The organism is Mesorhizobium sp. AR02 (genome assembly GCF_024746835.1).
Classification (GTDB): domain Bacteria; phylum Pseudomonadota; class Alphaproteobacteria; order Rhizobiales; family Rhizobiaceae; genus Mesorhizobium.
Map to the genome: position 1 here is coordinate 4,139,519 of NZ_CP080531.1, position 26,145 is coordinate 4,165,663.

22 protein-coding genes are annotated in these 26,145 nt (G+C 63.3%); 17 read left to right on the plus strand and 5 right to left on the minus strand.

Features of this window, described 5'->3' with window-relative positions; genetic code table 11:
* Positions 1-200: 200 nt before the first annotated feature.
* Genes DBIPINDM_RS24250 through DBIPINDM_RS24265 form a run of 4 tightly spaced genes read left to right on the plus strand, consistent with a single transcriptional unit; the run spans position 201 to position 3,595 of the window.
* Entirely contained in the window at positions 201-1,397 is a 1,197-nt protein-coding gene (locus DBIPINDM_RS24250; RefSeq protein WP_258581584.1) for a glycosyltransferase family 87 protein, read from the plus strand.
* Entirely contained in the window at positions 1,390-2,373 is a 984-nt protein-coding gene (locus DBIPINDM_RS24255) for a glycosyltransferase family 2 protein (protein ID WP_258581585.1), read from the plus strand. The genes DBIPINDM_RS24250 and DBIPINDM_RS24255 overlap by 8 nt, the downstream gene beginning before the upstream one ends.
* Complete coding sequence (locus tag DBIPINDM_RS24260; protein ID WP_258581586.1) at positions 2,370-3,188, plus strand: ChbG/HpnK family deacetylase; 819 nt, start codon at positions 2,370-2,372, stop codon at positions 3,186-3,188. The genes DBIPINDM_RS24255 and DBIPINDM_RS24260 overlap by 4 nt, the downstream gene beginning before the upstream one ends.
* Complete coding sequence (locus DBIPINDM_RS24265; protein ID WP_258581587.1) at positions 3,185-3,595, plus strand: GtrA family protein; 411 nt, start codon at positions 3,185-3,187, stop codon at positions 3,593-3,595. Before DBIPINDM_RS24260 ends, DBIPINDM_RS24265 begins: the two co-directional genes overlap by 4 nt.
* 60 nt (positions 3,596-3,655) lie before the next feature.
* Here DBIPINDM_RS24265 and DBIPINDM_RS24270 read toward each other — a convergent pair whose 3' ends face one another.
* From DBIPINDM_RS24270 to DBIPINDM_RS24280, 3 genes are all read right to left on the minus strand, one after another.
* Positions 3,656-6,793, minus strand: a complete 3,138-nt coding sequence (locus DBIPINDM_RS24270; protein ID WP_258581588.1) for an efflux RND transporter permease subunit — start codon at positions 6,791-6,793, stop codon at positions 3,656-3,658.
* Positions 6,790-7,947, minus strand: coding sequence for an efflux RND transporter periplasmic adaptor subunit (locus DBIPINDM_RS24275; RefSeq protein ID WP_258581589.1), 1,158 nt, complete (start codon positions 7,945-7,947; stop codon positions 6,790-6,792). The genes DBIPINDM_RS24270 and DBIPINDM_RS24275 overlap by 4 nt, the downstream gene beginning before the upstream one ends.
* Positions 7,948-8,149: 202 nt before the next feature.
* Positions 8,150-8,977 carry a MurR/RpiR family transcriptional regulator gene (locus DBIPINDM_RS24280; protein ID WP_027030940.1) on the minus strand — a complete coding sequence of 276 codons (828 nt, stop codon included), beginning with the start codon at positions 8,975-8,977 and terminating at the stop codon, positions 8,150-8,152.
* Between the two features lie 136 nt (positions 8,978-9,113).
* Here DBIPINDM_RS24280 and DBIPINDM_RS24285 point away from each other — a divergent pair, with 136 nt between their 5' ends.
* From DBIPINDM_RS24285 to DBIPINDM_RS24330, 10 genes are all read left to right on the plus strand, one after another.
* Positions 9,114-9,932 carry an N-formylglutamate amidohydrolase gene (locus DBIPINDM_RS24285; RefSeq protein ID WP_258581590.1) on the plus strand — a complete coding sequence of 273 codons (819 nt, stop codon included), beginning with the start codon at positions 9,114-9,116 and terminating at the stop codon, positions 9,930-9,932.
* Positions 9,933-9,954: 22 nt separating this feature from the next.
* A complete protein-coding gene (locus DBIPINDM_RS24290) occupies positions 9,955-11,493 on the plus strand; it encodes an amino acid permease (RefSeq protein ID WP_258581591.1) in 1,539 nt (512 codons plus the stop codon).
* Positions 11,494-11,701: 208 nt separating this feature from the next.
* The gene (locus tag DBIPINDM_RS24295) at positions 11,702-13,258 is read left to right on the plus strand and encodes an amino acid permease (RefSeq protein WP_258581592.1); all 1,557 of its coding nucleotides are present in this window, start codon (positions 11,702-11,704) and stop codon (positions 13,256-13,258) included.
* Between the two features lie 86 nt (positions 13,259-13,344).
* Positions 13,345-14,715 carry a glutamine synthetase family protein gene (locus DBIPINDM_RS24300; protein WP_258581593.1) on the plus strand — a complete coding sequence of 457 codons (1,371 nt, stop codon included), beginning with the start codon at positions 13,345-13,347 and terminating at the stop codon, positions 14,713-14,715.
* An 88-nt stretch (positions 14,716-14,803) separates the two neighbouring features.
* A complete protein-coding gene (locus DBIPINDM_RS24305) occupies positions 14,804-16,192 on the plus strand; it encodes an aldehyde dehydrogenase family protein (RefSeq protein ID WP_258581594.1) in 1,389 nt (462 codons plus the stop codon).
* Between the two features lie 19 nt (positions 16,193-16,211).
* Positions 16,212-17,384 carry an iron-containing alcohol dehydrogenase gene (locus tag DBIPINDM_RS24310; protein ID WP_258581595.1) on the plus strand — a complete coding sequence of 391 codons (1,173 nt, stop codon included), beginning with the start codon at positions 16,212-16,214 and terminating at the stop codon, positions 17,382-17,384.
* A 243-nt stretch (positions 17,385-17,627) separates the two neighbouring features.
* Positions 17,628-18,734, plus strand: a complete 1,107-nt coding sequence (locus DBIPINDM_RS24315; protein WP_258581596.1) for an ABC transporter substrate-binding protein — start codon at positions 17,628-17,630, stop codon at positions 18,732-18,734.
* Between the two features lie 64 nt (positions 18,735-18,798).
* Positions 18,799-19,713 carry an ABC transporter permease gene (locus tag DBIPINDM_RS24320; protein ID WP_258581597.1) on the plus strand — a complete coding sequence of 305 codons (915 nt, stop codon included), beginning with the start codon at positions 18,799-18,801 and terminating at the stop codon, positions 19,711-19,713.
* Positions 19,710-20,501 carry an ABC transporter permease gene (locus DBIPINDM_RS24325; RefSeq protein ID WP_258581598.1) on the plus strand — a complete coding sequence of 264 codons (792 nt, stop codon included), beginning with the start codon at positions 19,710-19,712 and terminating at the stop codon, positions 20,499-20,501. Before DBIPINDM_RS24320 ends, DBIPINDM_RS24325 begins: the two co-directional genes overlap by 4 nt.
* A 16-nt stretch (positions 20,502-20,517) precedes the next feature.
* On the plus strand, positions 20,518-21,582 hold the full coding sequence (locus DBIPINDM_RS24330) for an ABC transporter ATP-binding protein (protein WP_258581599.1): 1,065 nt from the start codon (positions 20,518-20,520) through the stop codon (positions 21,580-21,582).
* A gap of 53 nt (positions 21,583-21,635) precedes the next feature.
* Here the strand turns inward: DBIPINDM_RS24330 and DBIPINDM_RS43655 are convergent, their stop codons facing one another.
* Together DBIPINDM_RS43655 and DBIPINDM_RS24335 are read right to left on the minus strand one after the other, a co-directional pair.
* A complete protein-coding gene (locus tag DBIPINDM_RS43655) occupies positions 21,636-21,821 on the minus strand; it encodes a ClpX C4-type zinc finger protein (protein WP_416361704.1) in 186 nt (61 codons plus the stop codon).
* Between the two features lie 44 nt (positions 21,822-21,865).
* Positions 21,866-22,492, minus strand: a complete 627-nt coding sequence (locus tag DBIPINDM_RS24335; protein WP_258581600.1) for a glutathione S-transferase family protein — start codon at positions 22,490-22,492, stop codon at positions 21,866-21,868.
* Positions 22,493-22,613: 121 nt separating this feature from the next.
* On the opposite strand from DBIPINDM_RS24335, the gene DBIPINDM_RS24340 reads away from it, so the two are divergent.
* The 3 genes from DBIPINDM_RS24340 (at position 22,614) to DBIPINDM_RS24350 (ending at position 26,141) form a co-directional block, all read left to right on the plus strand.
* A complete protein-coding gene (locus DBIPINDM_RS24340; RefSeq protein ID WP_258581601.1) occupies positions 22,614-24,167 on the plus strand; it encodes a cation:proton antiporter in 1,554 nt (517 codons plus the stop codon).
* 212 nt (positions 24,168-24,379) lie between these two features.
* The gene (locus DBIPINDM_RS24345; RefSeq protein ID WP_258581602.1) at positions 24,380-25,288 is read left to right on the plus strand and encodes an endonuclease/exonuclease/phosphatase family protein; all 909 of its coding nucleotides are present in this window, start codon (positions 24,380-24,382) and stop codon (positions 25,286-25,288) included.
* Between the two features lie 7 nt (positions 25,289-25,295).
* A complete protein-coding gene (locus DBIPINDM_RS24350) occupies positions 25,296-26,141 on the plus strand; it encodes an EamA family transporter (protein WP_258581603.1) in 846 nt (281 codons plus the stop codon).
* The last annotated feature ends 4 nt before the right edge of the window (positions 26,142-26,145 follow it).

Here is a 26,145-nt window from a genome sequence, read left to right on the forward strand (position 1 = left end):
CGGAAGCACGAATACGAGGCTTTCGGAGTGTCTTTCCGGTTAGGACGCCCGGGCGTCCAGCCATCCGCAGCGGCCCGCCGAGATCATAAGCGCGTCCTTCAGCCCCCTATGCCACGCCGCTTTGTCCGTGATATGCCGCCGCCATCGAATGCCGGGACAGTGCTGGACTGAGCCTGTTCCGGGTGTTGTGGGGTGTCTTGATGACGATGTCCAAGCCGGTTTTCGACCGTTTGGGACTTGGCCTGTGGATCGGAGCGTTCCTGGTCGTTCTTGTCCTCGTCCTGTTGGCTCCCGACACGCGCAGCGTGCTGTCGGCCTACAGATATGGCAGCCAGGAATTTCTGGCCGGCCGGCCGCTCTACAATCTCCAGTCCGAGATGGGGTATCTCTACGCGCCGGCCTTTGCCGCGCTCTATGTCCCGCTGTTCAAGCTCGGCCCGTCTCTGGGTGGCCTGGTGTGGCATATTATCGGCTTCGCGGTGCTGACCTTCGCCGCGATGCGGCAGGTGCGCAAGCTCGGCGGTGGGGAATTGCCGTGGCTGCTTTCCTTCGGACTGTTCCTTGCCCTGCCGATGGCGCTGGGGGCGATCCGCAACGGCCAGGCGACGATCCTTCTGACCGGTGCCTGCTGGCTTCTCACCCTGTCAGCGCTCGAAGGGCGGCGCGCCGAAACCTTCTTCTGGGCTTCGGTCGCCATCATCGCCAAGCCGACCGCGATCATCATGCTGTTGTTGGTGGGCGCCCTGCGCCTGCGGCTGATACCGGTGCTGGTGCTGGCGGTGCTGTTCGTGCTCGCTTTACCCTACGCTTTCGCTCCCGCAAGCTATCTCAACGACCAGTATCGTGTTTTTGGCCAGATGCTGACCTCTATGGCCGTCGACAACACCAGCCATTTCGTTCCCACCGATTTCACGGCGCCGTTTACCAAAATGGGGCTGCCCATCCCGGAATTCGGCGCCACGATCGTGCGCATCGTCATGGCCCTGTTTACGCTTTCAGCCGTCATCTGGTTCGACCGCAAGCTCAAACGCGGAACGGCTGATCTCGCCATCTTCCTGACGGCCACGTTCTACATGTGCGTCTTCAACCCGCGCGTCGAGCCCAACACCTATGCCATGATCGCCGTGCCCGCCGGTCTCGCTATCGCCTTGTTGTGGCGCGAGGAACGAGGCGGTGTTCTGGCGTCGGTGCTGGCGGTGACCCTGTTCCTTACAGGGCTAACCGGCGTCGAGCGCCATATCCAGGATCTCACGTACCCCTGGTTCCGGCCAATCGCGGTCACCGTCATTGCCGGTTCCCTGATCTGGTGGTTCTGGGCGAAAGCAGGAGACAAGGGGGCACGAGACAAGGTGACGCGAGACAAGGTGATCAATGAAAGGCCTGTCGCAAATGGCTGAGTCGCGGCCCGTTCTCGATATCGTCGCGCCGTTCTTCAACGAGGCGCCATCGGCATCGGCCTTTGCCGCATTGCTCGACAAGCTCGAAGCCGAGGTGTCGCAGCGTTTCGGCATGGAAGTCCACAAGATCCTGGTCGATGATGGCAGCCGCGACGATGGTGCCGAGCGGTTTTCCCGGGCGCTGTCGGGTTCCTGGGAGATCGTGCGGCTCAGCCGCAATTTCGGCAAGGAGGTCGCGGTGCTCGCCGGCCTCGACCAGTCGCGCGGCGACATGGCGCTGGTCATGGATGCCGACCTCCAGCATTCGATGGACACCAGCCTGAAGATGGTCGCCGAGCTGGTGGAAAACCCGGATATCGATGTCGTCTACGCGCAGAACGACCGCCGCGAGGCCAGCTGGCGGCGCAGCCAGCTGGCGCGGCTTTTCTACAGCCTGATCAACAGCAGCCAGCGTTTCGACATTCCGGAGAACGCGGGTGATTTTCGCGTCATGCGTGGTGCCGTAGTGCGCGCGCTGACGAGCCTGCGAGACAAGCGGCGCTTCAACAAGGGCCTGTTCGCCTGGGCCGGCTTCCGCCAGAAAGCCATACAATATTCGCCGGAGAACCGTGCCACTGGCACGTCGAAATGGAGCCGGCTCAACCTGATCGCCTTCTCGCTGGAAGGGTTCACGTCCTTTTCCGTCATCCCGTTGCGCATCATCAGCCTGAGCGGGATGCTGGCGGCGTTGGCGGGCGTCGTCTACGGCGCCAAAGTGTTCTTCGAGGTGATGTTCTACGGCATCGCCGTCCCCGGCTATCCCAGCCTCATGGTCGCCGTCGTCCTGCTCGGCGGCCTCAACCTCACCTTGCTTGGCCTGATCGGCGAATATGTCTGGGTCACGCTTTCGGAAAGCAAGGATCGGCCGGTGTATATCGTGCGCGATGTCGTGCGCGCCGACGTTTCGGGCAGGCCGCCAGGCGCGCCCGGCGCATGACGCGGCGCATCCGCCTGATCGCCGATGACTACGGCCTGGCGCCCGGCGTTTCCGCCGGGATTCTCGACCTGCTCGATCGCGGCCGCCTGACCGGCACCAGTTGCATGACCGGCTTTCCGGAATGGCCTGATGCGGCGGCGCGGATAAAGCCGCTGTGTGGCCGTAAGGCGGTCGGGCTGCACCTGACCCTGACGGACCAATCGGCTGTCACCGGCCGATCGAGCCTGGCGCCGGAGGGCCGGTTGCCGCCACTGCGTTCGCTGGCACTGCCGGTCCTGCGCGGCAGCATTGACGAGCGGGATGTTCATGCCGAGCTCGACGCGCAGTACAGCCGCTTCGTCGAGGCGCTTGGCCGCCAACCTGCCTTCATCGACGGGCACCAGCACGTGCATTTCCTGCCTGTCGTGCGCAAATGGCTGCGGGTGCATTTTTCCGAAACTGGCGGCAGGCCGGCGCTGCGCGGTGCGCCGGCGCTAGGCAATGCCGTGGTGGCGCCGAAGGTCGCGGCAATCGCTGCCGTGGCCGCCGGCTTCAACCGGTCGATGGTACGCGCCGGCTTTACCCTTTTCCAGCCGCTCGCCGGCATCTATGACTGGCGGCAACCCGAAAGATTTGCGCCGGTCCTGCAGGCCGCCGTCGAAGCACTGCCGGAACGTGGCCTGTTCATGTGCCATCCCGGCCATGTCGACGAGATGCTGCGGGCGCGCGACCCGATGCAAGGCGTGCGCGAGGTGGAATTCGCGGTCCTGGCCTCGGACGATTTCGGCGCGAGCCTGGCCCGCGCCAATGTCGAGATCATGGACGGCAAGGGATGAGCGGCGCGGATCAGCCCCGACGTTCGACCGGCAGCAAGATCCTCCGCTTTGCCATCGTCGGACTGGTCAACACGGCCATCGACCTTGCTGGCTTCTTCGTGCTGCTCAAGCTGCATGTCCCGCCGCTCCCGGCCAATGTCACCTCCTGGTTCATTGCCGTCATCTTCTCTTTCACGGCCAACAGTTTGTGGTCGTTCGAGCGCAACCAGGCCATCCGGCTGCATGATGCCTTCCTGCGTTTCGTCTCGCTTGGGGCGCTGATTTCGCTCGGTGTCTCCAGCCTGTCGATCGCGCTTTTCGCCGGTATCGCCGGCGTCTGGCCGGCAAAGATCGGCGGTGTCATCGTGGCGGCGGTGCTGAATTTCCTTGCCGCGCGCTGGTCGATCGAAGGCCGGCTGCTGAAATAGCGGCGTCATCTTTCACAAAATTGCGAGCCGGAAAACAGCCGCTCGCATTCCGGACATTACCTACTCCGCCGGCTCCATATTGGTGTAGGCAGCTTCCTCCAGCTCGCGCTTCAGCCGCGCTTCCTCGTGGGTCTTCGGGGTGACGAAGCGGCCAAGCAGGAGATAGGCGACCGGCGTCAGGAACAGTGTCGAGATGGTGGCCAGCCCCAGCCCGCCGACGATCACCCAGCCGAGCGCCACGCGTGCCTCGGCACCCGCGCCCGCCGCCAGCACCAGCGGCACGCCGCCAAGTATGGTGCAGATCATCGTCATCATCACCGGCCGCAGGCGGATGGTCGAGGCCTGCTCGATCGCCTCGCGCACGCCTAGCCCGCGGTCGCGCAACTGGTTGGCGAATTCGACGATCAGGATGCCGTTCTTGGCCATGACGCCGACCAGAAGCACCAGGCCGATCTGGCTGTAGGCGTTGAGGCTGATGCCGGAGAGCAGCAGCGCGAAGATGGCGCAGGCCAGCCCAAGCGGCACCGTCGCCATGATGATGACCGCACTGACGAAGCTCTCGAACTGGGCGGCCAGCACCAGGAGGATGATGACCAGCGCGAAGCCGAAGATGGTGACCATGGCGCTGTTGGTCTCGCCCAGCGTCGCGGCCTCGGCCAGCGGCAGGATGCGGCTGCCCGGCGGCAGCAGCGGCGTGGCGATCTCCTCGGCTTGGCTCAGCGCGTCGCCAAGCGCGAAATTGCCTGAGAGGTTGGAGGTGATGGCCACCGATGGCTGCTGCTGCTCGCGCGACAACGACGGCGGCACCGCGCGTTCGGTCAGCGTGGCGATGGTCGACATCGGCACGAAGCGGCCGTCGGCCGTCTTCAGGAAGACATTTTCCAGATCGGTCGGATCGTTGATCGGATTGGTGGTGGAAACCAGCTTCACGCCATAGCTGCGGTCGGCGATGTAGACGTCGACGACATCGTTGCCGTCGAGCATGGCCTGCATGGTGTTGGCGAGGCCTGATATGTCGATGCCGAGGTCGGAAGCGCGCTCGCGGTCGATGGCGACGGCCAGCTGCGGCTGCGTCGGGTCGATCGACAGGCGCGGCGTCTGGAAGCGCGGGTCCTTTTGCATCTCGGCGATGATCTTCACCGCCGCGTCACCAAGCGCCTTACGGTCATTGCCGACCAGCGCGAATTGCAGGCCGTTGCCAGCGCCGCGGATGCCAAGGCTGTTGGGCTGCACCGGGAAAATGCGCACGCTCGGCACCTGCTTGGTCAGCTGGCTGATCTCGGCCATGATCTCCTGCTGGCTGCGGCTGCGCTCGTTCCAGGGCGCCAGCGTCATCACCATGAAGCCGGAATTGTAGGAGCCATTCTGGCCGGCATTCTCGAAGGTCGAACGGATCTCGCCGGAATCACGCATGGGCTGGATCAGTTTCTCGATCTTCTGCATCTGCTGCGTCGTGTAATCGAGGCTGACGCCTTGCGGGGCATTGATGCGCAACAGCACGGCGGCGCGGTCCTCGGTCGGCGTCAGTTCCTGGCGGATCGTGCCGAACAGGCTGAAGGCGGTGCCAGCAAACAGCACCGCGACCAGAACCACGATCCACGGCGCGTCGAGGCAAGCGTGCAGGGCCCGCTTGTAGGCGGTATTCAACGCGCCGCCGATCCGGGCGCCGATGCCGTGACCGCCTTCATGGTGAAGCGAGGCGCTGGTCAGCATGCGCGAGGCGAGCATCGGGCAAAGTGTCAGCGCCACCACGCAGGACAGCAGCACAGACATGGCAAGCACAAAGCCGAATTCGCGGAGCAGGCCGCCGGTCTGGCCGGGCAGGAACGAGATCGGCACGAAGACGGCGACCAGCGTCAGCGTCGTGGCGACGACGGCGAAGAACACTTCCTGCGCGCCGAGCACGGCAGCCGCACGCGGCCCCATGCCTTCATTGCGCCGTCGCACGATGTTTTCCAAGACGACGATGGCGTCGTCGACAACAAGGCCCGTGGCCAGCACCATGGCCAGCAGCGTCAGGATGTTGACCGAGAAGCCGGCGAGATAGATGGCGGCAATGGTGCCGATCATGGCGACCGGCATCGACAGGCCGGGGATCAGCGTGGCGCGCCAGTCGAGCAGGAAGATGTAGATGACGATCAGCACCATGGTGACCGACAGGCCGAGCGCGATCTCGACCTCATGCACGGCGCCCTTGACGAAGACGGCGTCATCGCTGGTGATCTTGATCGCCATGCCCTTGGGCAGGTTTTCCTGCAGTTTGGCGACGGCGGCCTGAACACCGGTCGAAATGTCCAAAGTGTTCGATTCCGCCTGACGGATGATGCCGATGCCGATGCCGATGCCGGTCTTGCCGTCCGAGCGCAGCGTGGTCTGGCCGACATCGGGGCCGAGCGTGACGGTGGCGACATCGCGGATGCGCGTCGTGCCGCCGATGATGATGTTCTCGAATTCCTCGGGCGTGGTCACATCCGCGGTCGTGCGGACGATGAGGTCCTGGTTGGTGGTGGTGATCGACCCGGCCGGGGAATCGAAGGCGACCGAGGCAAGGGCCGCCCTGAGGTCCGCGACGGTGAAGCCGAGGCTGGCGAGCTTGTTCTGGTCGACATCGATGCGGAAGATCTTGTCGCGGTCGCCATAGACCTGGACGTCGGCAACGCCAGGCACGGCGGCCAGTTCGTCCTCGATCTGATCCTGGACCACGACCGTCATGTCCTGGATCGACATGTTGTCGGAGGTCACCGCCAGCCGCATCACCGCGTCGGAATTGGCATCGGCCTTGACGATGCGCGGCGGATCGGCGGTGTCCGGCATCTGGTTGGCGACGCGGCCGACGGCATCGCGCACATCGGAGGCGGCGACATTGAGGTCGACACCGTCGTTGAACTCGATGGTGACGCGGCTCGAGCCGAAGGAAGAGGAAGACGAGATCGACTTGACGCCGGAGACTCGGGCGACGGCGCCCTCGATCGTGTCGGTCAGTTCGCGGTCGACGGTTTCGGCCGCCGCGCCCTCGAAGGTGGTCGAGACCGTGACCACGGCACGGTCGACGTCGGGCAATTCGCGGATCTCGACGCCGTAGAAGGCTGCGAGGCCGGCAACCGCGATGAGGACGTTGAGCACGAAGGCCATGACCGGCCTGCGGATGAACAGGGCGGTGAAGCCGGTATCGCTGGCGGCGTTGACGGGTCCGGTCATGAGCCTTCGGCGGCGTTGGCGGCACGGGGTTCCTGGCCGGCGATGCGGACTTCGCCGCCTTCGCTGACGCTCTGCGTGCCTTCGGTGACCACCATGTCGCCGCTGTCGATCTCGGCGTCGATCAGCACGGTCTCGGTGTTGCGCTGGATGATGCGTACCGGCACGCGCTTGGCCTTGCCGTCCTCGATCTGCCAGACATAGGCGCCGTCCGAGCCCCACAGGATCGCCAGCGGGCTGACGGCTGGATAGCTCTCACCGGGGAATTTCATGGTGATGGAGAACGACATGCCGGCGCGCAGCGAATCTGCCGGGTTGGCGATCTTGGCCTTGACCAGCAGCGTGCGGCTCTTTTCGTCGATGTGGTTGTCGATCGCCGAGACCGTGCCGGTATAGGCGTTGCTGGGATTGGCGATCGGCGTTGCCGTCAATTGCCCGCCGACCTTGACGGCGGCGGCGAAGCGCTCGGGCACCTGGAAATCGACGAGGATCGAGGAGCGATCATCAAGCGTGGCGATCGCCGACTGGTTGGTCACGTAGTTGCCGGCCGAGATCGGCAGGATGCCGACGGTGCCAGCGATCGGAGCCAGAATGGAGCGGCGCTGCAGCGCAAGCTCGGCATCCTGGAGCGCCAGCTTCGCGCCTGCCAGCACCACTTCGGCATCGGCCACGGCCACCGGCGTCGCGGCATTGGAAGCGCGCAGCGATTTTACGCGGTCGAGCTTGGACTGAGCATCCTGCAAAGCGAGCTTGGCCCGATCCTGCGCGATGATCTCGGTCTCGGAATCGAGCGTCGCGATGATCTGTCCCTTGTCGACATGACTGCCGGATTCGACCAGCAGTTCGGCAAGACGGCCGGAGCTGTAGGGATTGACGGTCACCGAGGCGTTGGCGCGGCCGGTGCCGATCGCCTGGAGACGATCGTTGATAACAGCCGAGGCGGCCGGCGATGCGACGATGGTGGCAATCTGGGCGCCGCTGCGTCCCGCCTGCCGGGCGCCAGCCGCCGTTTCTTTCGTTGGAGGTGTCGCGCCATAGGCCCAGTCGATGCCCCAGCGCGCCAGCACTTCGGGAGCGCCGGGGTAGAAGCGCGCCCACGCGGCCGCGGCGGCGACCACGACGACAAGCGCAAGGACAATCTGTTTCCAACTAGACATCGGCACTCCAGCGGCAAAAATCGTTCTGCCGGTTCCAAGTGGAAGCGGATGCAGCGACGACAAGGGCTGGGACCAAAACCGGCCACCCCCACTCCCGATATCATCGGTTTATGGCAATTATCACGCAATCGTGCACATTAAATCTCGGTAACGTGATGTCTGCACGCTTGACTAGGGGCGGAGGCGACTGCCCGGAGCTCGCTTAACGCAGCCCTTCCATTTCCCGAATACGCCGCGCGCCGTCGGCCTCGAGTTGCCTGGTGACGGCGCCGATCAGCGTTTCGGCGACGACGAAAAGCGCGGCCGAGGAATCCCATGCGGACGGCACCGCGGTTCGTCCGGCGATGACGTGACGGGCAAAACGGGCGATCGGCGACAGCCACTGGTCGGTGAACAGCACGATCTGGACGCCGCGCTGATGCGCCTTCTCGGCGAAGCGCACGAGGCTGTCCTGGTAGCGCCTGATGTCGAAGATCACCAGCACGTCGCGCTTGCCCATGTCGATCAGCCTGTCGCGCCACATGCTCTCCTGGCCGGCAAGGTGAAAGACATCGGGCTGGATGACGGCGAGGTGGGCGGCCATGTAGCGCGCCAGCGGGTCGGTGAAGCGGCCGCCGATGAGGAATGTCTTGCCACGCCGGTCGGCAAGCCGTGCGGCGATGTCGGCAAGCTGCTTGTCGGAGAGGTGGCGGAAGGTTTCGCGCATATTGTCGAGCGTAGCTTCGAGCATCGGCGAGACCGTGCCGCCGCCGGGCGAGGGCGGGTTGAGCGTCCGTATCGCCGGCGACTGCAGCTGTGCCGCCAGTTCGTCCTGCAGGCTCGACTGGAATTCCGGATAGTTCTGGAAGCCGAGCCGGGCCACGAAACGCAGGATGGTCGGCGAGGAGACGCCGGCCGCGGTCGAGAATTCGGCGACCGTCTTCAGGCCGATCATCGGATAGCTGGCGATCAGCGTCTGGGCCGCGCGCCGTTCGCTGGCCGGCATCGTGCCGATGCGGTCGGCGATCAGTTCGGCAATGCTGGAAATCATCTTTTCCCCCACCCCTTGGCCTTGCCCATGAGATCGCATTTGACAAAGCCGGGTAAACTGTATGAAATCATCCATAGGGACGCAATGAGGCAAAATACGTAACATACGATACAGCGCTCCCCGGGGACCGCAGACTATGGAGAAAGCACGGCCCGCCAGCCTTGCATCGTCTGAGACCGTGGGGGTGACCAACCCTGGCGGATCAAGCCCTTTCGTGCTGACCTGCGATCACGCTTCCAATTTCCTGCCCACCGAATTCGGCACGCTCGGCCTTGCCGCCGAGGACCTGTCGCGCCACATCGCCTGGGACCCGGGTGCGCTGCCGGTGGCGCTGCGCATGGCCCAAGCCCTCGATGCGACGCTGGTCGAAACCCGCATTTCGCGCCTCGTCATCGACTGCAACCGGCCGCTCGACGCGCCGGACCTGGTGCCGCCGGTCAGCGAGACCACGGCGATACCGGGCAATACCGGCCTGACGGAAAAGCAGCGCGCCGAGCGGGTCGCCCTGTCATGGCAGCCGTTTCACAGCACCATCGAGCAGATTGTCGAAGACAGGCTGGCGCGTGGCCAGGAGACCCGGCTGGTTTCCGTGCATTCCTTCACGCCGGTCTACAAGGGCCGTAACCGGCCGTGGCATATCGGCATCATCCATGATGAGGACCGCCGGCTGGCGTCACCGCTGATATCGGCGCTCAAGCGGCTTGCCGGCATCACCGTCGGCGTCAACGAACCCTATTCGCCTGCCGACCGCGTCTATTTCACGCTGGAACGGCATGCACGCTCGCGCGGGCTGCCCTGCGCGATGATCGAAATCCGCAACGATGAAATCTCCGGCGAGACCGGGCAGCGGAAATGGGCGGATCTGCTCACGGGCATTTTTTCGAATCTGGAGCCCGTGGAGGCCAGGGGCTCCCGACAACGCGCAATGGGAAAGTCAGTACAATCGGCCAGCTAAGAACCATAAGGGGAACTCCAGCATGACAACGGATCACACAGAGAAATCGGAGGACGTAAAGATCCTTCACAGTATGGGCTACGCCCAGGAACTGGCCCGCCGCATGAGCGGCTTCTCCAACTTCGCCATATCCTTCTCGATCATTTGCATTCTGGCCGGTGGCATCACCTCATTTCCGCTGGCCATGGGCACCGGCAGCGGTTTCGAGGCGACCGTTGGCTGGGTCATCGGCGGTGTCTTCGCTCTTGTCGTCGCGGCCTCGCTTGGCCAGATCGGCTCGGCCTATCCTACCGCCGGCGGCCTCTATCACTGGTCGTCGATTCTCGGCGGGCGCGGCTGGGGCTGGGCAACGGCCTGGATCAACCTGCTTGGCCTGATCTTCGTCGTGGCTTCGGTGAACGTCGGCGTCTATCTGCTATTTCAAGGGCTCGTCGCGGGTCCGATCTTCGGATGGGACACATCGACCTGGGGCTTCTGGCAGCAGACGGCGGCAGTCGTCTTGATTACCGTCACCCAAGGCCTCTTCAATCATCTCGGCATCAAGACGACGACGATGTTGACCGACTTTTCCGGCTACCTCATCCTCGTTGTTGCGGTCGTACTGACGCTGACCTTCCTGATCTGGGGCGCGCATGGTTTCGATCTTGCGCGGCTGACGACGTTCGTCAACACGACCGGCGACCCCGGTGGCGGCTATGTTCCGACGGCCCGCACCGCCCTCGTGGCCTTCCTGATCGGCCTTCTCTACCCGCTTTACACGATCACCGGCTTCGACGCCTCGGCCCATACCGCCGAGGAAACGCACAATGCCCGCATTGCTGTGCCCAGAGGCATGATCCACGCGGTCCTCTGGTCTCTCGTCTTCGGATTCGTCATGGCGGTCTCCTTCGTCCTCGCCAGCCCCGATCTCGTCGCGACCGCCAAGGACGGCGGCAATGCCTGGTTCAACCTGTTCAACAATCTGCCGGCGCCAACATGGCTCAAGGCTCTGCTCGGCATCGCCATCGTGCTGTCGAACTATCTGTGCGCGCTGGCCGGGCTCACTTCGACCTCGCGGATGATCTTCGCCTTTTCGCGTGACGGAGGTCTGCCTGGGTCGTCCTTGTGGAAGCAGGTTTCGCCGACTTGGCGCACGCCGGTGCCTGCCATCTGGCTCGGCGTGGTGCTCTCGATCGCCGCCACGCTCTATTCGCCGGCTTTTGCGGCGCTCGCTGCTGGTTGCGCTCTCTTCCTTTACGTCTCCTATGCCATGCCGATCGCAGCCGGACTTCTTGCGGAAGGCAAGAGCTGGACTGAGTTCGGTCCGTTCCGTCTCGGCGTCTGGTCAAAGCCTTTCGCCGTCATCACCGTGCTCGGTGTCCTGGTGCTGATGTATGCTGGCATCCAGCCTCCCTTCGACATCCTGATCAACTACGCCATCGGACTGATCATTCTGCTCGTGGTTCTATGGTTCGGTATAGAATCGCGCCGCTTCAAGGGGCCGCCGATCGGTGCCGACATTGCTCGTCGCGCGGCGGAGATCGCGGCTGCGGAAAAAGCGGTCGGCCAGACAGCCGGCTGACGGCAAGGCAATATCGCCCGATCGGCTCAGGCCGATCGGGCACCCCGTCGACCATCAGTTTTCAGTTTGAAGGATGTTATCAAGTGGCCGGGAATTTCTTGTCCGATCCGTTGAAGAAGAAGTTTCCGGCGACGGGATTTACGCCGCGCTGGCCTGCATCGTCGGTATGCAGGACCGGTCCAGCCAAAAACCATAGGGGAATTCCAAGATGACAACACCGGGTTATACAGATTCAGACAAGGCGGAGGACGTAAAGGCCCTCCACAGCATGGGCTACGCCCAGGAACTGGAGCGGCGCCTCAGTCGCTTTTCGAATTTCGCGGTTTCCTTCTCCATCATCTGCATCCTGTCGGGCGGCATCAATTCGCTGGCCCAAGGCACGTCAGGCGCCGGCGGCATCGGCATCGGCGTCGGCTGGCTGGTCGGCTGCTTCGTGTCGCTGACCTTCGCGGTGGCCATGTCGCAGATCAGCTCGGCCTATCCAACGGCCGGCGGCCTCTATCACTGGGGCTCGATCCTCGGCAATCGCGGCACCGGCTGGGTCACGGCCTGGCTCAACCTGCTCGGCCTGATCACCGTGCTCGGTGCCATCAATGTCGGCACCTGGACGTTCTTCGTCGGCGCCTTCGGGCCAGCGCTCGGAATTGACGGTTCGCTGACCAACCAGATGATCTTTCTGGTCGTCATCACCGGTCTCCAGGCGCTGATCAACCATCTCGGCATCAAGCTGACCGCGAAGCTGACCGATTTCTCGGGCTATCTGATCTTCTTCGGCGCCATCCTGATCGCCGTGGTTTGCCTGATTTTCGCCGAGCATTGGGATGTCAGCCGTCTCTTCACCTTCCACAATTATTCGGGTGATGCAGGCGGCGGTGTGTGGCCGTCGGTTTCGAATGCCTGGGTGTTCGCGCTCGGCCTGTTGCTGCCGATCTATACGATCACCGGCTACGACGCTTCCGCGCACACATCGGAAGAAACCATCAAGGCGGCCTCTTCCGTGCCGCGCGCCATGGTGATGTCGGTCGTCTGGTCGGCTTTGTTCGGCTATCTGTTCCTCGCAGCCTTCGTGCTGATGATCCCGAACATGGACGACGCCGCCAAGCAGGGCTGGAACGTGTTCTTCTGGGCCTTCGACCAGCGCGTTCCCTCCGGCATCAAGGAGTTCGTCTATCTCGTCGTGTTCGTCTCGCAGTTGCTCTGCGGTCTGGCGACCGTCACCTCCGCTTCGCGCATGATCTTTGCCTTCTCGCGTGACGGCGGTCTGCCCGGCTCGGCGGCGCTGGCCAAGGTCAGCCCGACCTATCGCACGCCGGTGGCGGCGATCTGGACGGCGTCGATCCTGTCGGTGCTGTTCGTCTGGGGTTCGACCCTGGTCTCGGTTGCTGGTACCTCGGCCTATACCATCGTGGTGTCCTGCACCGTCATCTTCCTGTTCCTCTCCTTCACCGTGCCGATCGTGCTCGGCATGCTGGCCTGGGGCACACCGAAATGGGACAAGATGGGGCCATGGAACATGGGGCGCGGCGTGTTCATGCTGTTCGCCGTCCTGTCGATCGTGTCGATGATCCTGATCTTCATCATCGGCATCCAGCCACCGAACGACTGGGCGCTCTACATCACCGTCGGCTTCTTCATCCTGACGGCGATCGTCTGGTTCGCCTTCGAGCGCAACCGCTTCCAGGGCCCGCCGCTCGGTGACATCATCGCGGCGCGTCAGGCCGCGATCAAGGCTGCCGAACAGGCGGTTGGCGAAACCGGCCACTGACATCGACCATCAAGGCCATGGCCGGCATCGTGCCGGCCATGGTTTCGTTTATCCCTTTCAATGACCAGCGCTGGAGTGCCAAAGGAATGGCCGGAAATTTCTCGTTCGATCAGTTGAAGAAAGCGGTCTCCAGCGGTGAGATCGACACGGTGCTGGCCTGCATCGTCGACATGCAGGGGCGGCTGGCGGGAAAGCGTTTCCTGGCGCAGTACTTCGTCGATTCCGCCCACGACGAAACGCATGGCTGCAACTATCTCCTGGCCGCCGACATCGATATGGAACCGGTGCCGGGCTACAAGGCGGCAAGCTGGTCGAAGGGCTATGGCGACTTCGTCATGAAGCCGGACCTTGGCACGCTGCGACGCATTCCGTGGCTGGAAAAGACCGCCCTGGTGGTCTGTGATGTGCTCGACCACCACACCCATGACGATCTCCCGCATTCGCCGCGCGCTATCCTGAAGAAGCAGGTCAAGCGGCTCACTGACCGCGGCTATATCGGCTATTTCGCTTCCGAGCTCGAATTCTATCTGTTCAACGAGACCTACGATTCCGCCCGCAAGAAGCACTGGCAGGGCCTCGATACCGCCTCGCCCTATATCGGCGACTACCAGATCGGCATCACCACCAAGGAAGAAGGCGTCATGCGCCGGCTTCGCAACGAGATGGAAGCGGCCGGCATCCCGATCGAGAACTCCAAGGGCGAGTGGGGTCCGGGCCAGGAAGAGATCAATGTGCGCTATGCCGAAGCGCTCGACATGGCCGACCGCCACGTCATCCTGAAGAACGGCGCCAAGGAAATCGCTGAGTCCGAGGGCAAGGCGATCTCGTTCATGTCGAAATACAATTACGGGCTCGCCGGCAACTCCAGCCATATCCACAATTCGCTGTGGAGCGCCGACGGCAAGACGCCTTTGTTCTTCGACAAGAAGGCCGACTGGACGCTATCCACCCTTGGCCAGCAATGGGCCGCCGGACAGCTCAAATATGCCAAGGAGTTCACCTGGTTCCTGGCCCCCTACATCAACTCCTACAAGCGCTTTCAGGCCGGCACTTTCGCGCCGACCAAGATCATGTGGAGCGAGGACAACCGCACCGCCGGCTTCCGCCTGTGCGGTGAGGGCACCAAGGGCATCCGCATGGAATGCCGCATCGGCGGTGCCGACCTAAACCCCTATCTCGCCTTCGCGGCGCTGATCGCCGCCGGCCTTGCCGGCATCGACGAGAAGCTTGAACTGCAGAAGCCGTTCGTCGGCGATGCCTATCAGGCATCTCGTTTGCCGGAGATCCCGAAGACCTTGCGTGACGCCACCGAGACGTTGGCCAAGTCGAAGATGCTGAAGCAGGCGCTCGGCGAGGACGTGCTCGAACATTATGTCCACACCGCCAAGTGGGAGCAGTTCGAATACGACCGCCGGATTACGGATTGGGAACTGCACAGGGGTTTCGAGCGGTACTAAACTATGTCGGCGTCGCCCTCCCTTAGCCATCGTCTGAATGGCGGGCGACGTCAAAATCAAGATTTCATGAAGTGCGAGGACTGAAGGAATGACCGAAACGGTCAAGTTGATATCCCCCATCGACGGCTCGATCTATGCCGAGCGGCCCGTGGCTACAGACCAGGCGATCAATGCCGCGGTCGAGCGCGCCAAGGCGGCGCAGGAGAAGTGGGCTGAGACGCCGACCGTCGAGCGCGGCAAGTACATGCTGGCGATGCTCGAAGCGCTGGTGGCGATGACCGACGAGATCGTGCCGGAGATCGCTTGGCAGATGGGGCGGCCGGTGCGCTATGGCGGCGAGTTCGGCGGCGTCAGGGAACGCACCAATTACATGGTCGAGATCGCCGAGCAGGCGCTCAAGTCCATACCAGCCTCCAATCCCAAGGACGGCTTCCGGCGCTACGTGAAAAAAGATCCGCTCGGCGTGGTCATGGTGATCGCGCCCTGGAACTATCCCTATCTGACCGCCGTCAACACCATCGTGCCGGCGCTGATGGCCGGCAACGCCGTCATCCTCAAGCATGCGGCGCAGACGCTGCTGGTCGGCGAGCGTTTTCAGCAGGCTTTCGACAAGGTCGGCCTGCCCAAGGGCGTGTTCCAGAATGTCGTGCTCAACCATGCCCAGACCGAGAAGCTGCTCGGCTCGGGCAAGATCGACCATGTCAATTTCACCGGTTCGGTCGGCGGCGGCCGTGCCATCGAAAAGGCGGCGGCCGGCACCTTCATGACGCTCGGCCTCGAGCTTGGCGGCAAGGATCCGGCCTATGTGCTGCCCGACGCCAAGATGGACCATGCGGTCGCCAATCTGGTCGACGGTGCCTTCTACAACTCCGGTCAGTGCTGCTGCGGCATCGAACGCGTCTATGTCCACGAAAAGATCTATGACGAGTTCGTCGAGGGCTTCATCGCCGAGACGAAGAACTATGTCGTCGGCAATCCGCTGGACCAGACGACGACAATGGGGCCGATGGCGCAGGCGCGTTTCGCCGACTTGATCCGCGAGCAGAAAGCCGAAGCGCTGCGCAAGGGCGCCAAGGCGCACATCAACATGAAGGTGGCCAATGACAAGGCGGGCTCGCCCTATCTGGCGCCGGAAGTGCTGACTGATGTCGACCACCAGATGAGCGTCATGCGCGAGGAAAGCTTCGGCCCGATCGTCGGCATCATGAAGGTGCGCAATGACGAAGAGGCGATAGCGCTGATGAACGACAGCGCCTATGGCCTGACGGCCTCGATCTGGACGCGCGATACCGAGCATGCGGTGGCGATCGGCAACCGCATCGAGACCGGTACGGTGTTCATGAACCGCTGCGACTATCTCGATCCAGCGCTGGTCTGGACCGGTGTCAAGGACACCGGCAAGGGCGCGGGACTATCGGCCATCGGCTACGATAATCTGACCCGACCGAAATCCTTCCACCTGCGCGAAGCCATCTGATTTTTTCGAAAGACCAAAAATGTCCAAGCTCATCTCCAAATGGAACTACCCCACCACCGTCCGCTTCGGCGCCGGGCGCATCAAGGAATTGCCCGAGGTTTTGGCGGCCACCGGCATCAAGCGGCCGCTGTTCGTCACCGATCCGGGGCTGGCGAAACTGCCGGTCGTCGCTTCGACGCTGAAGATCCTCGACGACGCCAAGGTGCCCTACGGCGTGTTTTCCGAGGTGAAGCCGAACCCGGTCGATTCCAATCTCACTGCCGGCATCGCCGTGTTCAAGAAGGGCAAGCATGACGGCGTCATCGCCTTCGGCGGCGGCTCGGCGCTCGATCTCGGCAAGCTGATCGCCTTCCAGGCGGGTCAGACGCGGCCGGTGTGGGATTTCGAGGATGTCGGCGACTGGTGGACGCGCGCCAATTCGGACGCGATCGCCCCGATCATCGCCGTGCCGACCACCGCCGGCACCGGCTCGGAAGTCGGCCGCGCCGGCGTCATCACCAATGAGGAGACGCACACCAAGAAGGTCATCTTCCATCCGAAACTCTTGCCGGCGATCGTGATCGCCGATCCGGAACTGTCGGTCGGCATGCCCGCCTTCATCACCGCCGGCACCGGTATGGACGCGCTTGCCCACTGCCTCGAAGCCTATTGCGCGCCGGGCTATCACCCGATGGCGGACGGTATCGCCGTCGAGGGTGTCCGGCTGGTGTTCGAGAACCTGCCAAAGGCCTATGCCAACGGCAAGGACCTTGTCGCGCGCGCCCATATGATGAGTGCGGCCGCCATGGGCGCCGCCGCCTTCCAGAAGGGGCTCGGCGCCATCCACTCGCTATCGCACCCGATCGGCGCGCTCTACGACACCCATCACGGCATGACCAACGCCGTGTTCATGCCCTATGTGCTCGCCTTCAACCGTGACTCCATCGAGGAGCGTATTGCCCGGCTCGCCGCCTATTGCGGCATCAAGGGCGGCTTTGACGGCTTCGCCAAGGCGATCATCAAGCTGCGCAAGGAGTTGAAGGTGCCGCACGCGCTGCCCGGCCTGATCAAGGGGCTCGACATGGACAAGAAGCGCAAGGCACTGATCGCGGATATGGCGGTGGTCGATCCGACCGCGGGCGGCAACCCGGTCAAGCTGACCAAGAAGGCGGCGCTTACGCTGCTGGAAAACGCTATCGCCGGCACGATCTGACGGCATCACCGTTGCCGGAAATTGATCTGGAAAATCAGGGCAAACCAAGGGGGAAAGGATGAAATGCAAGGCGGAAAGTGATTAGCCGGAAAAATAAGTGATGGCTAATTGCTACAGCCCGTTAAAAAGAGTTAACTTTTTCTGCTGCCGGCCAATGGTTTCATAAAGCTTTCATCTGGCTGTCACATGAAAACGATACCGCATCGCAGGCGTCCAACGGCGTCAGTTCAACGGAGAGAACACATGTTCAAATTCACGGGGAAGGTGCTTTCCCTTTCGGCCGCGACCCTTATGGTGTCGTCGGTGATTTCGTCCGCGGCTTCGCTGGATGATCTCGTCAAGGCCGCGAAGGCCGAGGGCCAGCTCACCACCATCGCGCTGCCGCATGACTGGTGCGGTTACGGCGACGTCATCGCCGGCTTCAAGGCGAAGTATCCGGAAATCACCATCAACGAGCTCAACCCCGATGCCGGCTCCGGCGACGAGGTCGAGGCGATCAAGGCCAACAAGGACAACAAGGGCCCGCAGGCTCCCGATGTCATCGACGTCGGCCTGTCCTTCGGTCCGTCCGCCAAGAAGGACGGTCTGATCCAGGCTTACAAGGTATCGACCTGGGACTCGATCCCCGACAGCGCCAAGGATGCCGACGGCTTCTGGACCGGCGACTATTACGGCGTGCTTTCCTTCCAGGTGAACAAGGACCTGGTGAAGGTATCGCCGACGGACTGGGCCGACCTGCTGAAGCCGGAATTCGCCAACTCGGTGGCTCTTGCCGGTGATCCGCGCGCCTCGAACCAGGCCATCCAGGCGGTTTATGCCGCCGGCCTGTCGTCGGGTGCGGCTGCTGGCGAAGCCGCCGGCACCGCTGGCCTCGACTTCTTCAAGAAGCTCAACGCCGCCGGCAATTTCGTGCCGGTCATCGGCAAGGCCGCGACGCTCGCCCAGGGTCAGACCCCGATCCTCGTCACCTGGGATTACAACGCGCTCGCTGGCCGCGACACGCTGAAGGGCAACCCGCCCGTCGACGTCGTCGTGCCGAAGACCGGTGTCGTCGCCGGTGTCTACGTGCAGGCGATCAGCGCATACGCGCCGCATCCGAACGCGGCCAAGCTCTGGCTGGAATACCTGTACTCCGACGAAGGCCAGATCGCCTGGCTGAAGGGCTATTGCCATCCGATCCGCTTCAACGATCTCGCCAAGAACGGCAAGATCCCGGCGGACGTGCTGGCCAAGCTGCCGCCGGCTGAGTCCTATGCGGCCGCGGTGTTCCCGACGCTCGACGAGCAGGGCAAGGCCAAGGAAGCCATCACCAAGAACTGGGACGCCGTTGTCGGCGCCAACGTCAAGTAACACTTGAAATCCACCGGGCGGTCGCGAGGCCGCCCGGCCCTCCCTCGAAGACGGTAGCCGGCGCATGACCGATCTCTCATTTTCCGATCACGCTGTTGCCGGCAAGACCGCGCCTCCCGCCGAGGCGCGCAGCCTGAGGCTGCCGACGCAATGGCTCGGTGTCGCGCCATTCTTCATCTTCGCCATCATGTTCCTGATCCTGCCCACGCTCTACCTGATGCTGGGCGCGTTCCAGAACGATGCTGGCGAATTCACACTCGAAAACATAGTTGCATTGGCGCAGCCGTCGATCGTTGCCGCCTACTGGATTTCGATCAAGGTCAGCCTTGCTTCATCGCTGATTGGCGCTTTCGCGGGGCTGGCGATTGCCATCGCCATCGTGCGCGGCGGCCTGCCAGACTGGATACGCTCGGCGACACTGACGTTTTCCGGCGTCGCCTCGAATTTTGCCGGCGTCCCGCTGGCCTTCGCCTTCCTCGCCACACTTGGCCGGCTTGGCCTTGCGACGGTGATTCTGAACACGCTGTTCGGCCTCAACATCTATGCGCACGGTTTCAACATCCTGTCGTTCTGGGGCCTAACGCTGACCTATGTCTATTTCCAGATTCCGCTGATGGTGGTCATCATCGTGCCGGCCATCGACGGGCTGAAGAAGGAATGGGGCGAGGCCGCCGCAACGCTGGGCGCAACCATGGCGCAGTATTGGCGCATGGTCGTCATTCCGGTGATCTGGCCGAGCTTCCTCGGCACCGTGATCCTGTTGTTCGCCAATGCCTTTGGCGCCATCGCCACCGCCTATGCGCTGACCGGTTCGTCGCTCAACATCGTGCCGATCCTGCTCTATGCCCAGATCCGTGGCGACGTGCTGCACAATGCCCATCTTGGCTATGCCATCGCCTTCGGCATGATCCTCATTACCGGTCTTGCCAATGTCTTCTACATCTGGTTCCGCACCCGTTCCGAGAGGTGGCTCAAATGAAGGCTGGCAGGTTCTGGGCCTGGGTCGTCTTCGCGCTGGGCGCGGCCTATTTCTTCATCCCGCTGATCGCGACGGTGGAGTTCTCCATGCGCATGCGGCGCGGGGCCTATTCCTTTGATGCCTACAAGGTCGTGCTGGGTGACGCACGCTTTCAGGCGACGTTCGGCTATTCGGTGCTTGCCGCGGTCTTCACCATCATTCTTGGCGTGCTGATCGTGGTGCCGGCTGCGTACTGGATCCGGCTGCGCCTGCCGCAGTTGCGGCCGATCGTCGAGTTCATCACCTTGCTGCCGCTGGTCATCCCGGCCATCGTCATCGTGTTCGGCTACATCAGAATGTATGGCTCGAATTCGCCGTTGCCGTTCCTGGCGACCGACACCGGCACCAATACCTTGCTGGTCATCGGCTATGCGACACTGTCGTTGCCCTATATGTACCGTGCCGTCGACACCGGGCTTCGCACCATCGATGTGCGTACGCTGACGGAAGCGGCGCAGATCCTGGGCGCCGGCTGGTCGACGATCATCACTCGGGTTATCCTGCCCAATGTGCTGATCGCGGTGCTGTCGGGTGCGTTCCTGACCTTCGCGATCGTCATTGGCGAGTTCACCATGGCAAGCCTGCTCAACCGGCCGGCCTTCGGCCCCTATCTGCAGAACATTGGCGCCAACCGCGCCTATGAGCCGGCAGCACTTGCCATCATTGCCTTCGCCATCACCTGGGGTTGCATGTCGCTCATCCAGATCCTGTCCCGCTTCGCGCCGAAATCGGCGAACCGACCGAACTGATCGAAAGAACAACACCATGGCCGACCCGTTCCTCTCCATCCAGCATGTTCGAAAATCCTTCGGCGCCACCACGGTGGTGGAGGACTTCAACCTCGACGTCGAGCGTGGCGAATTCGTCTCTTTCCTCGGGCCATCCGGCTGTGGCAAGACAACGGTGCTGCGCATGGTCGCCGGCTTCGAGGAGCCGAGCGCCGGCAAGATCGTCGTTGGCGGCAAGGACATCACGCGGCTGAAGCCCAACCAGCGCAATGTCGGCATGGTGTTCCAGGCCTATGCGCTGTTTCCGAACCTGACCGTGGCGCAGAACATCGGCTTCGGCCTGAAGGTCGCCGGCATGCCCAAGGCGGACATCGACGCCCGCGTGGCCGAGATGCTCGGCATCATCAAGCTGCCGCAGATGGCGGACCGCTATCCCTACCAGCTCTCCGGTGGCCAGCAGCAGCGCATCGCGCTGGCGCGGGCGATCGCGCCGAAGCCTAAGCTGCTTTTGCTCGACGAGCCGCTGTCGGCGCTGGATGCCAAGGTGCGCGTGTCGCTGCGCGAGGAAATCCGTTCGATCCAGAAGAAGCTCGGCATCACCACCATCTTCGTCACGCATGACCAGGAAGAGGCGCTGTCGATCTCCGACCGCATCGCCGTCATGTATGGCGGCAAGGCCGAACAGGTCGGCACGCCGTTCGAGATCTACAACCGCCCGGCAACCAAATTCGTCGCCAATTTCGTCGGCACGCTGAATGTGCTCGAAGGCAAGGTCACCGATGCCGCGGCCGGCACGGTTCAGGTCAACACGCAGGAAGTCTCGCTCAAGGGCAAGCTCAACGGCTCGAAATCCGGCGACACGCTGTCGCTGGCGCTGCGGCCCGAGGCGATTTCACTTGGTCGCCAGCCGGGCCGTGACTCCAGCCTGACCGGGGAGATTTCCGAAGTGCACTTCCTCGGTTCGGTGATCCGTGTCCGCGTCGGCATCGGCGGCAACACGGTATCGCTCGATACGTTCAACAGCCCGGCGACACCGCCGCCCGCCGTCGGCGAGAAGGCCGAGATTTCGTTCTCGTCGGGCGATATGCTGGTGCTGCACTGATCTCGCTGGCGGCGAGTTCAGTGTTGGAATTTCAACGGTAGCGTCGTCAGGAATTAGCGATGCTGTTGCAGCCAGTTGGGGTGTTCGGTTGCGACGATCCCGACGCACAGCTGGACGCATTCGTTGCAAATGAAGGCTTCGGGACCAGCAATTGCAACACGTCTGCCCGGGGTTTCCCACAGAACGAGCAGTTCAGGTTCGGTACCCCAAGCTTCGATGCCATGGCGCGCGCCCTTCAAACCTCAGTAGAGGTAGGAAAGTCCCGGCAGGCATCAAGAAGGCCTCAAGCCGGTGCGATGAAGGCCTGCGATATCTCTTGAAAGACCGCCAGGGCTTCCATCCGCGTGGCGTGCGCGTCGAGCGCCGGAAAGTCGGTCAGCGATACGAGCCCCGGATGCGCCTCGCCGATGAAACGCAGCACGGCAGCAACCGCGATGTCGGCGTGGCCGATGTGGTCGCCAAACCAATACGGTGTCGACCGTTCGGCGCGATCGGCTTCCAGTACTGCAAGCACGGCCTCGATCTGCGTGCGGCAGCGCCCGGCCCAGAGGTCGGAGACTTTCTCGTGCAGCCGCTTCTCGTAAAACAGGCTCACCGCCTTGTCGCCGAGCCCCGTGGCCAGAGCCGAAACTTTCAGCGCCTGGTGGCGCGCGGGCTCCGTCGTCGGAAACATGCTTCGATCGGCCGGGACCAAACTGTCGAGATAGTCGAGCATCAAATGGCTTTCGATCAGCACCTCGCCATTGTCCAGCACCAGCGTCGGCACCCGTGTCAGCGGGTTATAGGGCCGAATCTTGTCGGCATCGCCGAAAGCCGACCACGGACGGTGCTCGAAGGCTATGCCATAGAGGGTCAGCGCGATGCCGACGCGGCGAACGAAAGGCGAGTCATATTGGCCAATGAGGATCATGCCAGTCTTGTAGGACAGCAGGAGGTTTGAGGCGTACTGCCAGAGGGCTTGAGTTTGATAGCCAATCAACCGCATTCTGCATGCTTGCGCAGGCAATCCCGTCTCACTGAAGTAACCGCCCATGGCCCTTTTCGAACTCACCCTTGTCCTGCTTTTGACGGCCGTTGCGTTGACGGCGCTGTCGCGACAGCTGGAGATCCCCTATCCGTCCCTGCTGGCCTTGGCCGGGGCAGGGATTGCCTTCGTGCCTGGCGCGCCAATGATCGAGATCGATCCGGAGCTGGCGCTTGCCCTGTTCATCGCGCCGGTGCTTCTCGACGCCGCCTATGACACCTCGCTGCGCGACCTGAAGCGCTACCGGCTGTCGCTGCTGCTGCTGGCGCTTGGTGCCGTCGTCTTCACCACTGTCGTGGTTGCCTTCGTCGGCTGGAAGATGGCGGGTCTGCCGATTGCGGCGGCGATCGCGCTCGGCGCCATCGTCGCGCCGCCGGATGCGGTGGCGGCAAGCGCTGTGCTCAGCCAGTTCAAGGTGCCGCACCGCATCACCGCCATCCTGCAGGGCGAGAGCCTGCTCAACGACGCCACCGCGCTGCTGATCTATCGCCTGGCGGTTTCGGCGGCGCTCGGCTCGATCATGCTGAGCAACGCCATTCCGACAATCCTGTTGTCGACCATAGGCAGCCTGATCGCCGGCTATGTGCTTGGCCGCTTCTCGCTGCTGACGCTCGCAAGGATTGAGGACGCGGCGAGCAGCACGGTGGTGCAATTCGCTGGAACTTTCGGGGTCTGGATCCTGGCGGACAGGTTGGGCCTTTCGGCCATCATCACCATCGTCGCCTACGCCATGACCCTCGCGCGCCGGGCGCCACGCCACATGTCGGCAAGGCGGCGCGTCAGCACCTATTCGGTCTGGGAGACGGCGGTGTTCGTGCTCAACGTGCTGGCTTTCGTGCTGATGGGCCTGCAGGCACGATCGATCGTCGGCCGGCTTTCGGGCGAAAGGCAAGGCCAAGCCTTTCTCTTTGCCGCCACGGTGCTGGTCGTCGTCATCGTGGCACGGCTCGTCTGGGTGGCGAGTTACGTTGCGATCATACGATGGTTTGCCCGCTTCGGTGGCGAAGACAGAAGGCGGGATGTGCCGACATTTGGCGGTGCCGTGCTCGTCGGCTGGTGCGGCATGCGGGGGCTGGTGACGCTGGTGGTGGCCATTGCCCTGCCGGCCGGCTTTCCCGGCCGCGACCCGATCGTGCTTGCCGCGTTCGCTGTGGTTCTGGGCACGCTGGTGCTGCAGGGGATGACGTTGAAGCCTTTGCTGCGGATACTCAATTTCGAGCGGGATACGACTGTTGATCGCGAGGTGGCACAGGCGCGCGTTGCCATCATGCAGGCCGCACTCGACGTGCTGAGCCGCAAGACGTCAGCCGCCGCGGCTGTCGTGCGCGAGCAGTACGAGGCCCAGCGTGTGATCGCGCAAAATCCGGAGGACGCACAGGCGGCAACCGAATACGACCGGCTGCGCCTCTACGCGATCAACCGCCAGCGCGACACGCTGGAGGAATTGCGCCGCAATGGCACAATCGGCGATGAAGCCTATCACCGGCTCGAGGAAGAGATCGACTGGGCGGAGCTGGCGGCATCGCCCGCCGGACGGTTCCAGCCGTTGACGACGTATTAGGACGGTTCACCGCCAGACCTGACCCACTTGTGTTCGCGAGAAACTCGCGGCGTTTTCAGGCGCGCGGAGGATACCGAAGTGGCGCGGAATCGGTGCATGATCGCGCAGCAGGGGCAGGGAGGCTTCTGGCACAAGCCGCTTCCATTCCCCTGCACATTGCAACCAATCCATTGAACCGCTACTGCCATCACCGAAAGTGAGCCGGATAAGCAATGAAGCTGGTCAGCTACAACATCCAGTACGGGTTCGGCAGCGACGGTCGCTATGATCTTTCGCGCGCGGCGCGGATCGTTGATGGCGCCGACATCATTGCGCTGCAGGAGGTCGAGCGGCACTGGCAGCGCAGCCATTTCGACGACCAGCCGGAGCTGCTGTCGCGCCTGCTGCCCGACTATCACTGGGTTTACGGGCCGGCCTTCGACATGGATGCCAGCGAGCGGCGCAACGGCCGCCTGGTCAACCGGCGCCGGCAGTTCGGCACCATGGTGCTGTCGAAACTGCCGATCGTCTGGTCGCGGCTGCATGCACTGCCGATGCGCCGCACGCTGCGGCCGCTCAACACCCGCAACGCGGCACTTGAATGCATGATCCGCACGCCTGCCGGCCCGGTGCGGGTACTGTCGCTGCATCTCGCGCATATCGCGGCCGACGAGCGGCTGGAGCAGATCGACTATCTGCTCGCCCAACACCGCCGCGCGCCGTCCGAGGGCGGACCGTGGAGCGGCACTGATGACGAGCCTTCGCGCAACTGGACCAGCGGCGAGACCGAGCCGGAAAATCCGCAGGCGGCGATCTGGATGGGCGATTTCAACATGGAGCCGGGCAGCGTCGAATATCGCCGCATCGTCGGCAACACGCCCTATCATCGGGGTGCTGCCTATCTCGACGGCTTCGTCGATGCCGCCGCGGTGGCGATTGAACCGGCTGATGCCTTCCACACCCATGAGAAGATCATCGACGGCAGACTGGCGAAGCGCCGGCTCGACCACTGTTTCGTAGGCGGCATGTTTGCCGGGCGGGTGCGCTCGGTCGGATCTGATATAGGCGAGGTGGCGTCCGACCACTTCCCGGTTCGGATCGATATCGATCTCGAGACGCCCTTCGGCTTGGGAGGTCGATAAGGCCGAAATGACGCTTTTCGTCTTCTTTGCGGTGCTTGCCGCCGCCGCCATGCATGCGATCTGGAACGCGCTGGTCAAGGTCCACCTCGACCGCTTCCTGTCGATCACGCTGATGACGCTCGGCATGGGCGCGGCCGCACTCGTGGTGCTGCCCTTTGTCGAGGTGCCGAAAGCGGAGGTGTGGCCTTACATCATCGCTTCGGTGATCTTCCACATGGGCTACCGCACCTTCCTGATCGGCGCCTACCAGGCCGGCGATTTCGCCCAGACCTATCCGCTGGCGCGCGGCACAGCGCCTTTGCTGGCGGCGATCGGCGGCATGTTCGTCGTCGCCGAAGTGCCGGCGCCGCTTGCCATTGTCGGCATACTGCTTTTGTCAGCCGGCACGCTGGTGATGTCGTTTCGCGGCGGCGCGCATCTGGAGAAGCTCAACCTGCGCGCGGTCGGCTTTGCCTTCGGCACCTCGGTGTTCATCGCCAGCTACACACTGTCCGACGGCAGCGGCGCGCGGCTGGCGGCAACGGCGCAGAGCTATGCCGCCTGGCTGTTTATCTGCGATGCGTTTGGGGCGCTGGTGCTGTGCCTCATCTTCCGCGGGCCCAAGGCGCTTCCGGTTCTGGCGCGTGACTGGAAGACCGGGCTGTTCACCGGCGTGCTCAGCGGTGCGGCCTACTGGATCGTGATGTGGGCGATGACCAAGGCGCCGATCGCCTCGGTGGCGTCGCTGCGCGAGACCTCGATCCTGTTCGCCATGCTGATCTCGGTCTATGCGCTCGGCGAGAAGATGACGGGCTGGCGCGGCGCCGCCGCGCTCAGCATTGTCGCCGGGGTTATTGCGCTCCGGCTTGGTTAGCTGC

Bases quoted from the DNA above. Each gene is read 5' to 3' on its own strand.
- DBIPINDM_RS24320 (WP_258581597.1), top strand. From the start codon at position 18,799: ATGACCGATCTCTCATTTTCCGATCACGCTGTTGCCGGCAAGACCGCG.
- DBIPINDM_RS24350 (WP_258581603.1), top strand. From the start codon at position 25,296: ATGACGCTTTTCGTCTTCTTTGCGGTGCTTGCCGCCGCCGCCATGCAT.
- DBIPINDM_RS24290 (WP_258581591.1), top strand. From the start codon at position 9,955: ATGACAACGGATCACACAGAGAAATCGGAGGACGTAAAGATCCTTCAC.
- DBIPINDM_RS24275 (WP_258581589.1), bottom strand. From the start codon at position 7,947: ATGTCTAGTTGGAAACAGATTGTCCTTGCGCTTGTCGTCGTGGTCGCC.
- DBIPINDM_RS24300 (WP_258581593.1), top strand. From the start codon at position 13,345: ATGGCCGGAAATTTCTCGTTCGATCAGTTGAAGAAAGCGGTCTCCAGC.
- DBIPINDM_RS24345 (WP_258581602.1), top strand. From the start codon at position 24,380: ATGAAGCTGGTCAGCTACAACATCCAGTACGGGTTCGGCAGCGACGGT.
- DBIPINDM_RS24330 (WP_258581599.1), top strand. From the start codon at position 20,518: ATGGCCGACCCGTTCCTCTCCATCCAGCATGTTCGAAAATCCTTCGGC.
- DBIPINDM_RS24265 (WP_258581587.1), top strand. From the start codon at position 3,185: ATGAGCGGCGCGGATCAGCCCCGACGTTCGACCGGCAGCAAGATCCTC.
- DBIPINDM_RS24325 (WP_258581598.1), top strand. From the start codon at position 19,710: ATGAAGGCTGGCAGGTTCTGGGCCTGGGTCGTCTTCGCGCTGGGCGCG.
- DBIPINDM_RS24260 (WP_258581586.1), top strand. From the start codon at position 2,370: ATGACGCGGCGCATCCGCCTGATCGCCGATGACTACGGCCTGGCGCCC.
- DBIPINDM_RS24285 (WP_258581590.1), top strand. From the start codon at position 9,114: ATGGAGAAAGCACGGCCCGCCAGCCTTGCATCGTCTGAGACCGTGGGG.
- DBIPINDM_RS24250 (WP_258581584.1), top strand. From the start codon at position 201: ATGACGATGTCCAAGCCGGTTTTCGACCGTTTGGGACTTGGCCTGTGG.
- DBIPINDM_RS24335 (WP_258581600.1), bottom strand. From the start codon at position 22,492: ATGATCCTCATTGGCCAATATGACTCGCCTTTCGTTCGCCGCGTCGGC.
- DBIPINDM_RS24315 (WP_258581596.1), top strand. From the start codon at position 17,628: ATGTTCAAATTCACGGGGAAGGTGCTTTCCCTTTCGGCCGCGACCCTT.
- DBIPINDM_RS24270 (WP_258581588.1), bottom strand. From the start codon at position 6,793: ATGACCGGACCCGTCAACGCCGCCAGCGATACCGGCTTCACCGCCCTG.
- DBIPINDM_RS24280 (WP_027030940.1), bottom strand. From the start codon at position 8,977: ATGATTTCCAGCATTGCCGAACTGATCGCCGACCGCATCGGCACGATG.
- DBIPINDM_RS24295 (WP_258581592.1), top strand. From the start codon at position 11,702: ATGACAACACCGGGTTATACAGATTCAGACAAGGCGGAGGACGTAAAG.
- DBIPINDM_RS24255 (WP_258581585.1), top strand. From the start codon at position 1,390: ATGGCTGAGTCGCGGCCCGTTCTCGATATCGTCGCGCCGTTCTTCAAC.
- DBIPINDM_RS24340 (WP_258581601.1), top strand. From the start codon at position 22,614: ATGGCCCTTTTCGAACTCACCCTTGTCCTGCTTTTGACGGCCGTTGCG.
- DBIPINDM_RS24310 (WP_258581595.1), top strand. From the start codon at position 16,212: ATGTCCAAGCTCATCTCCAAATGGAACTACCCCACCACCGTCCGCTTC.
- DBIPINDM_RS24305 (WP_258581594.1), top strand. From the start codon at position 14,804: ATGACCGAAACGGTCAAGTTGATATCCCCCATCGACGGCTCGATCTAT.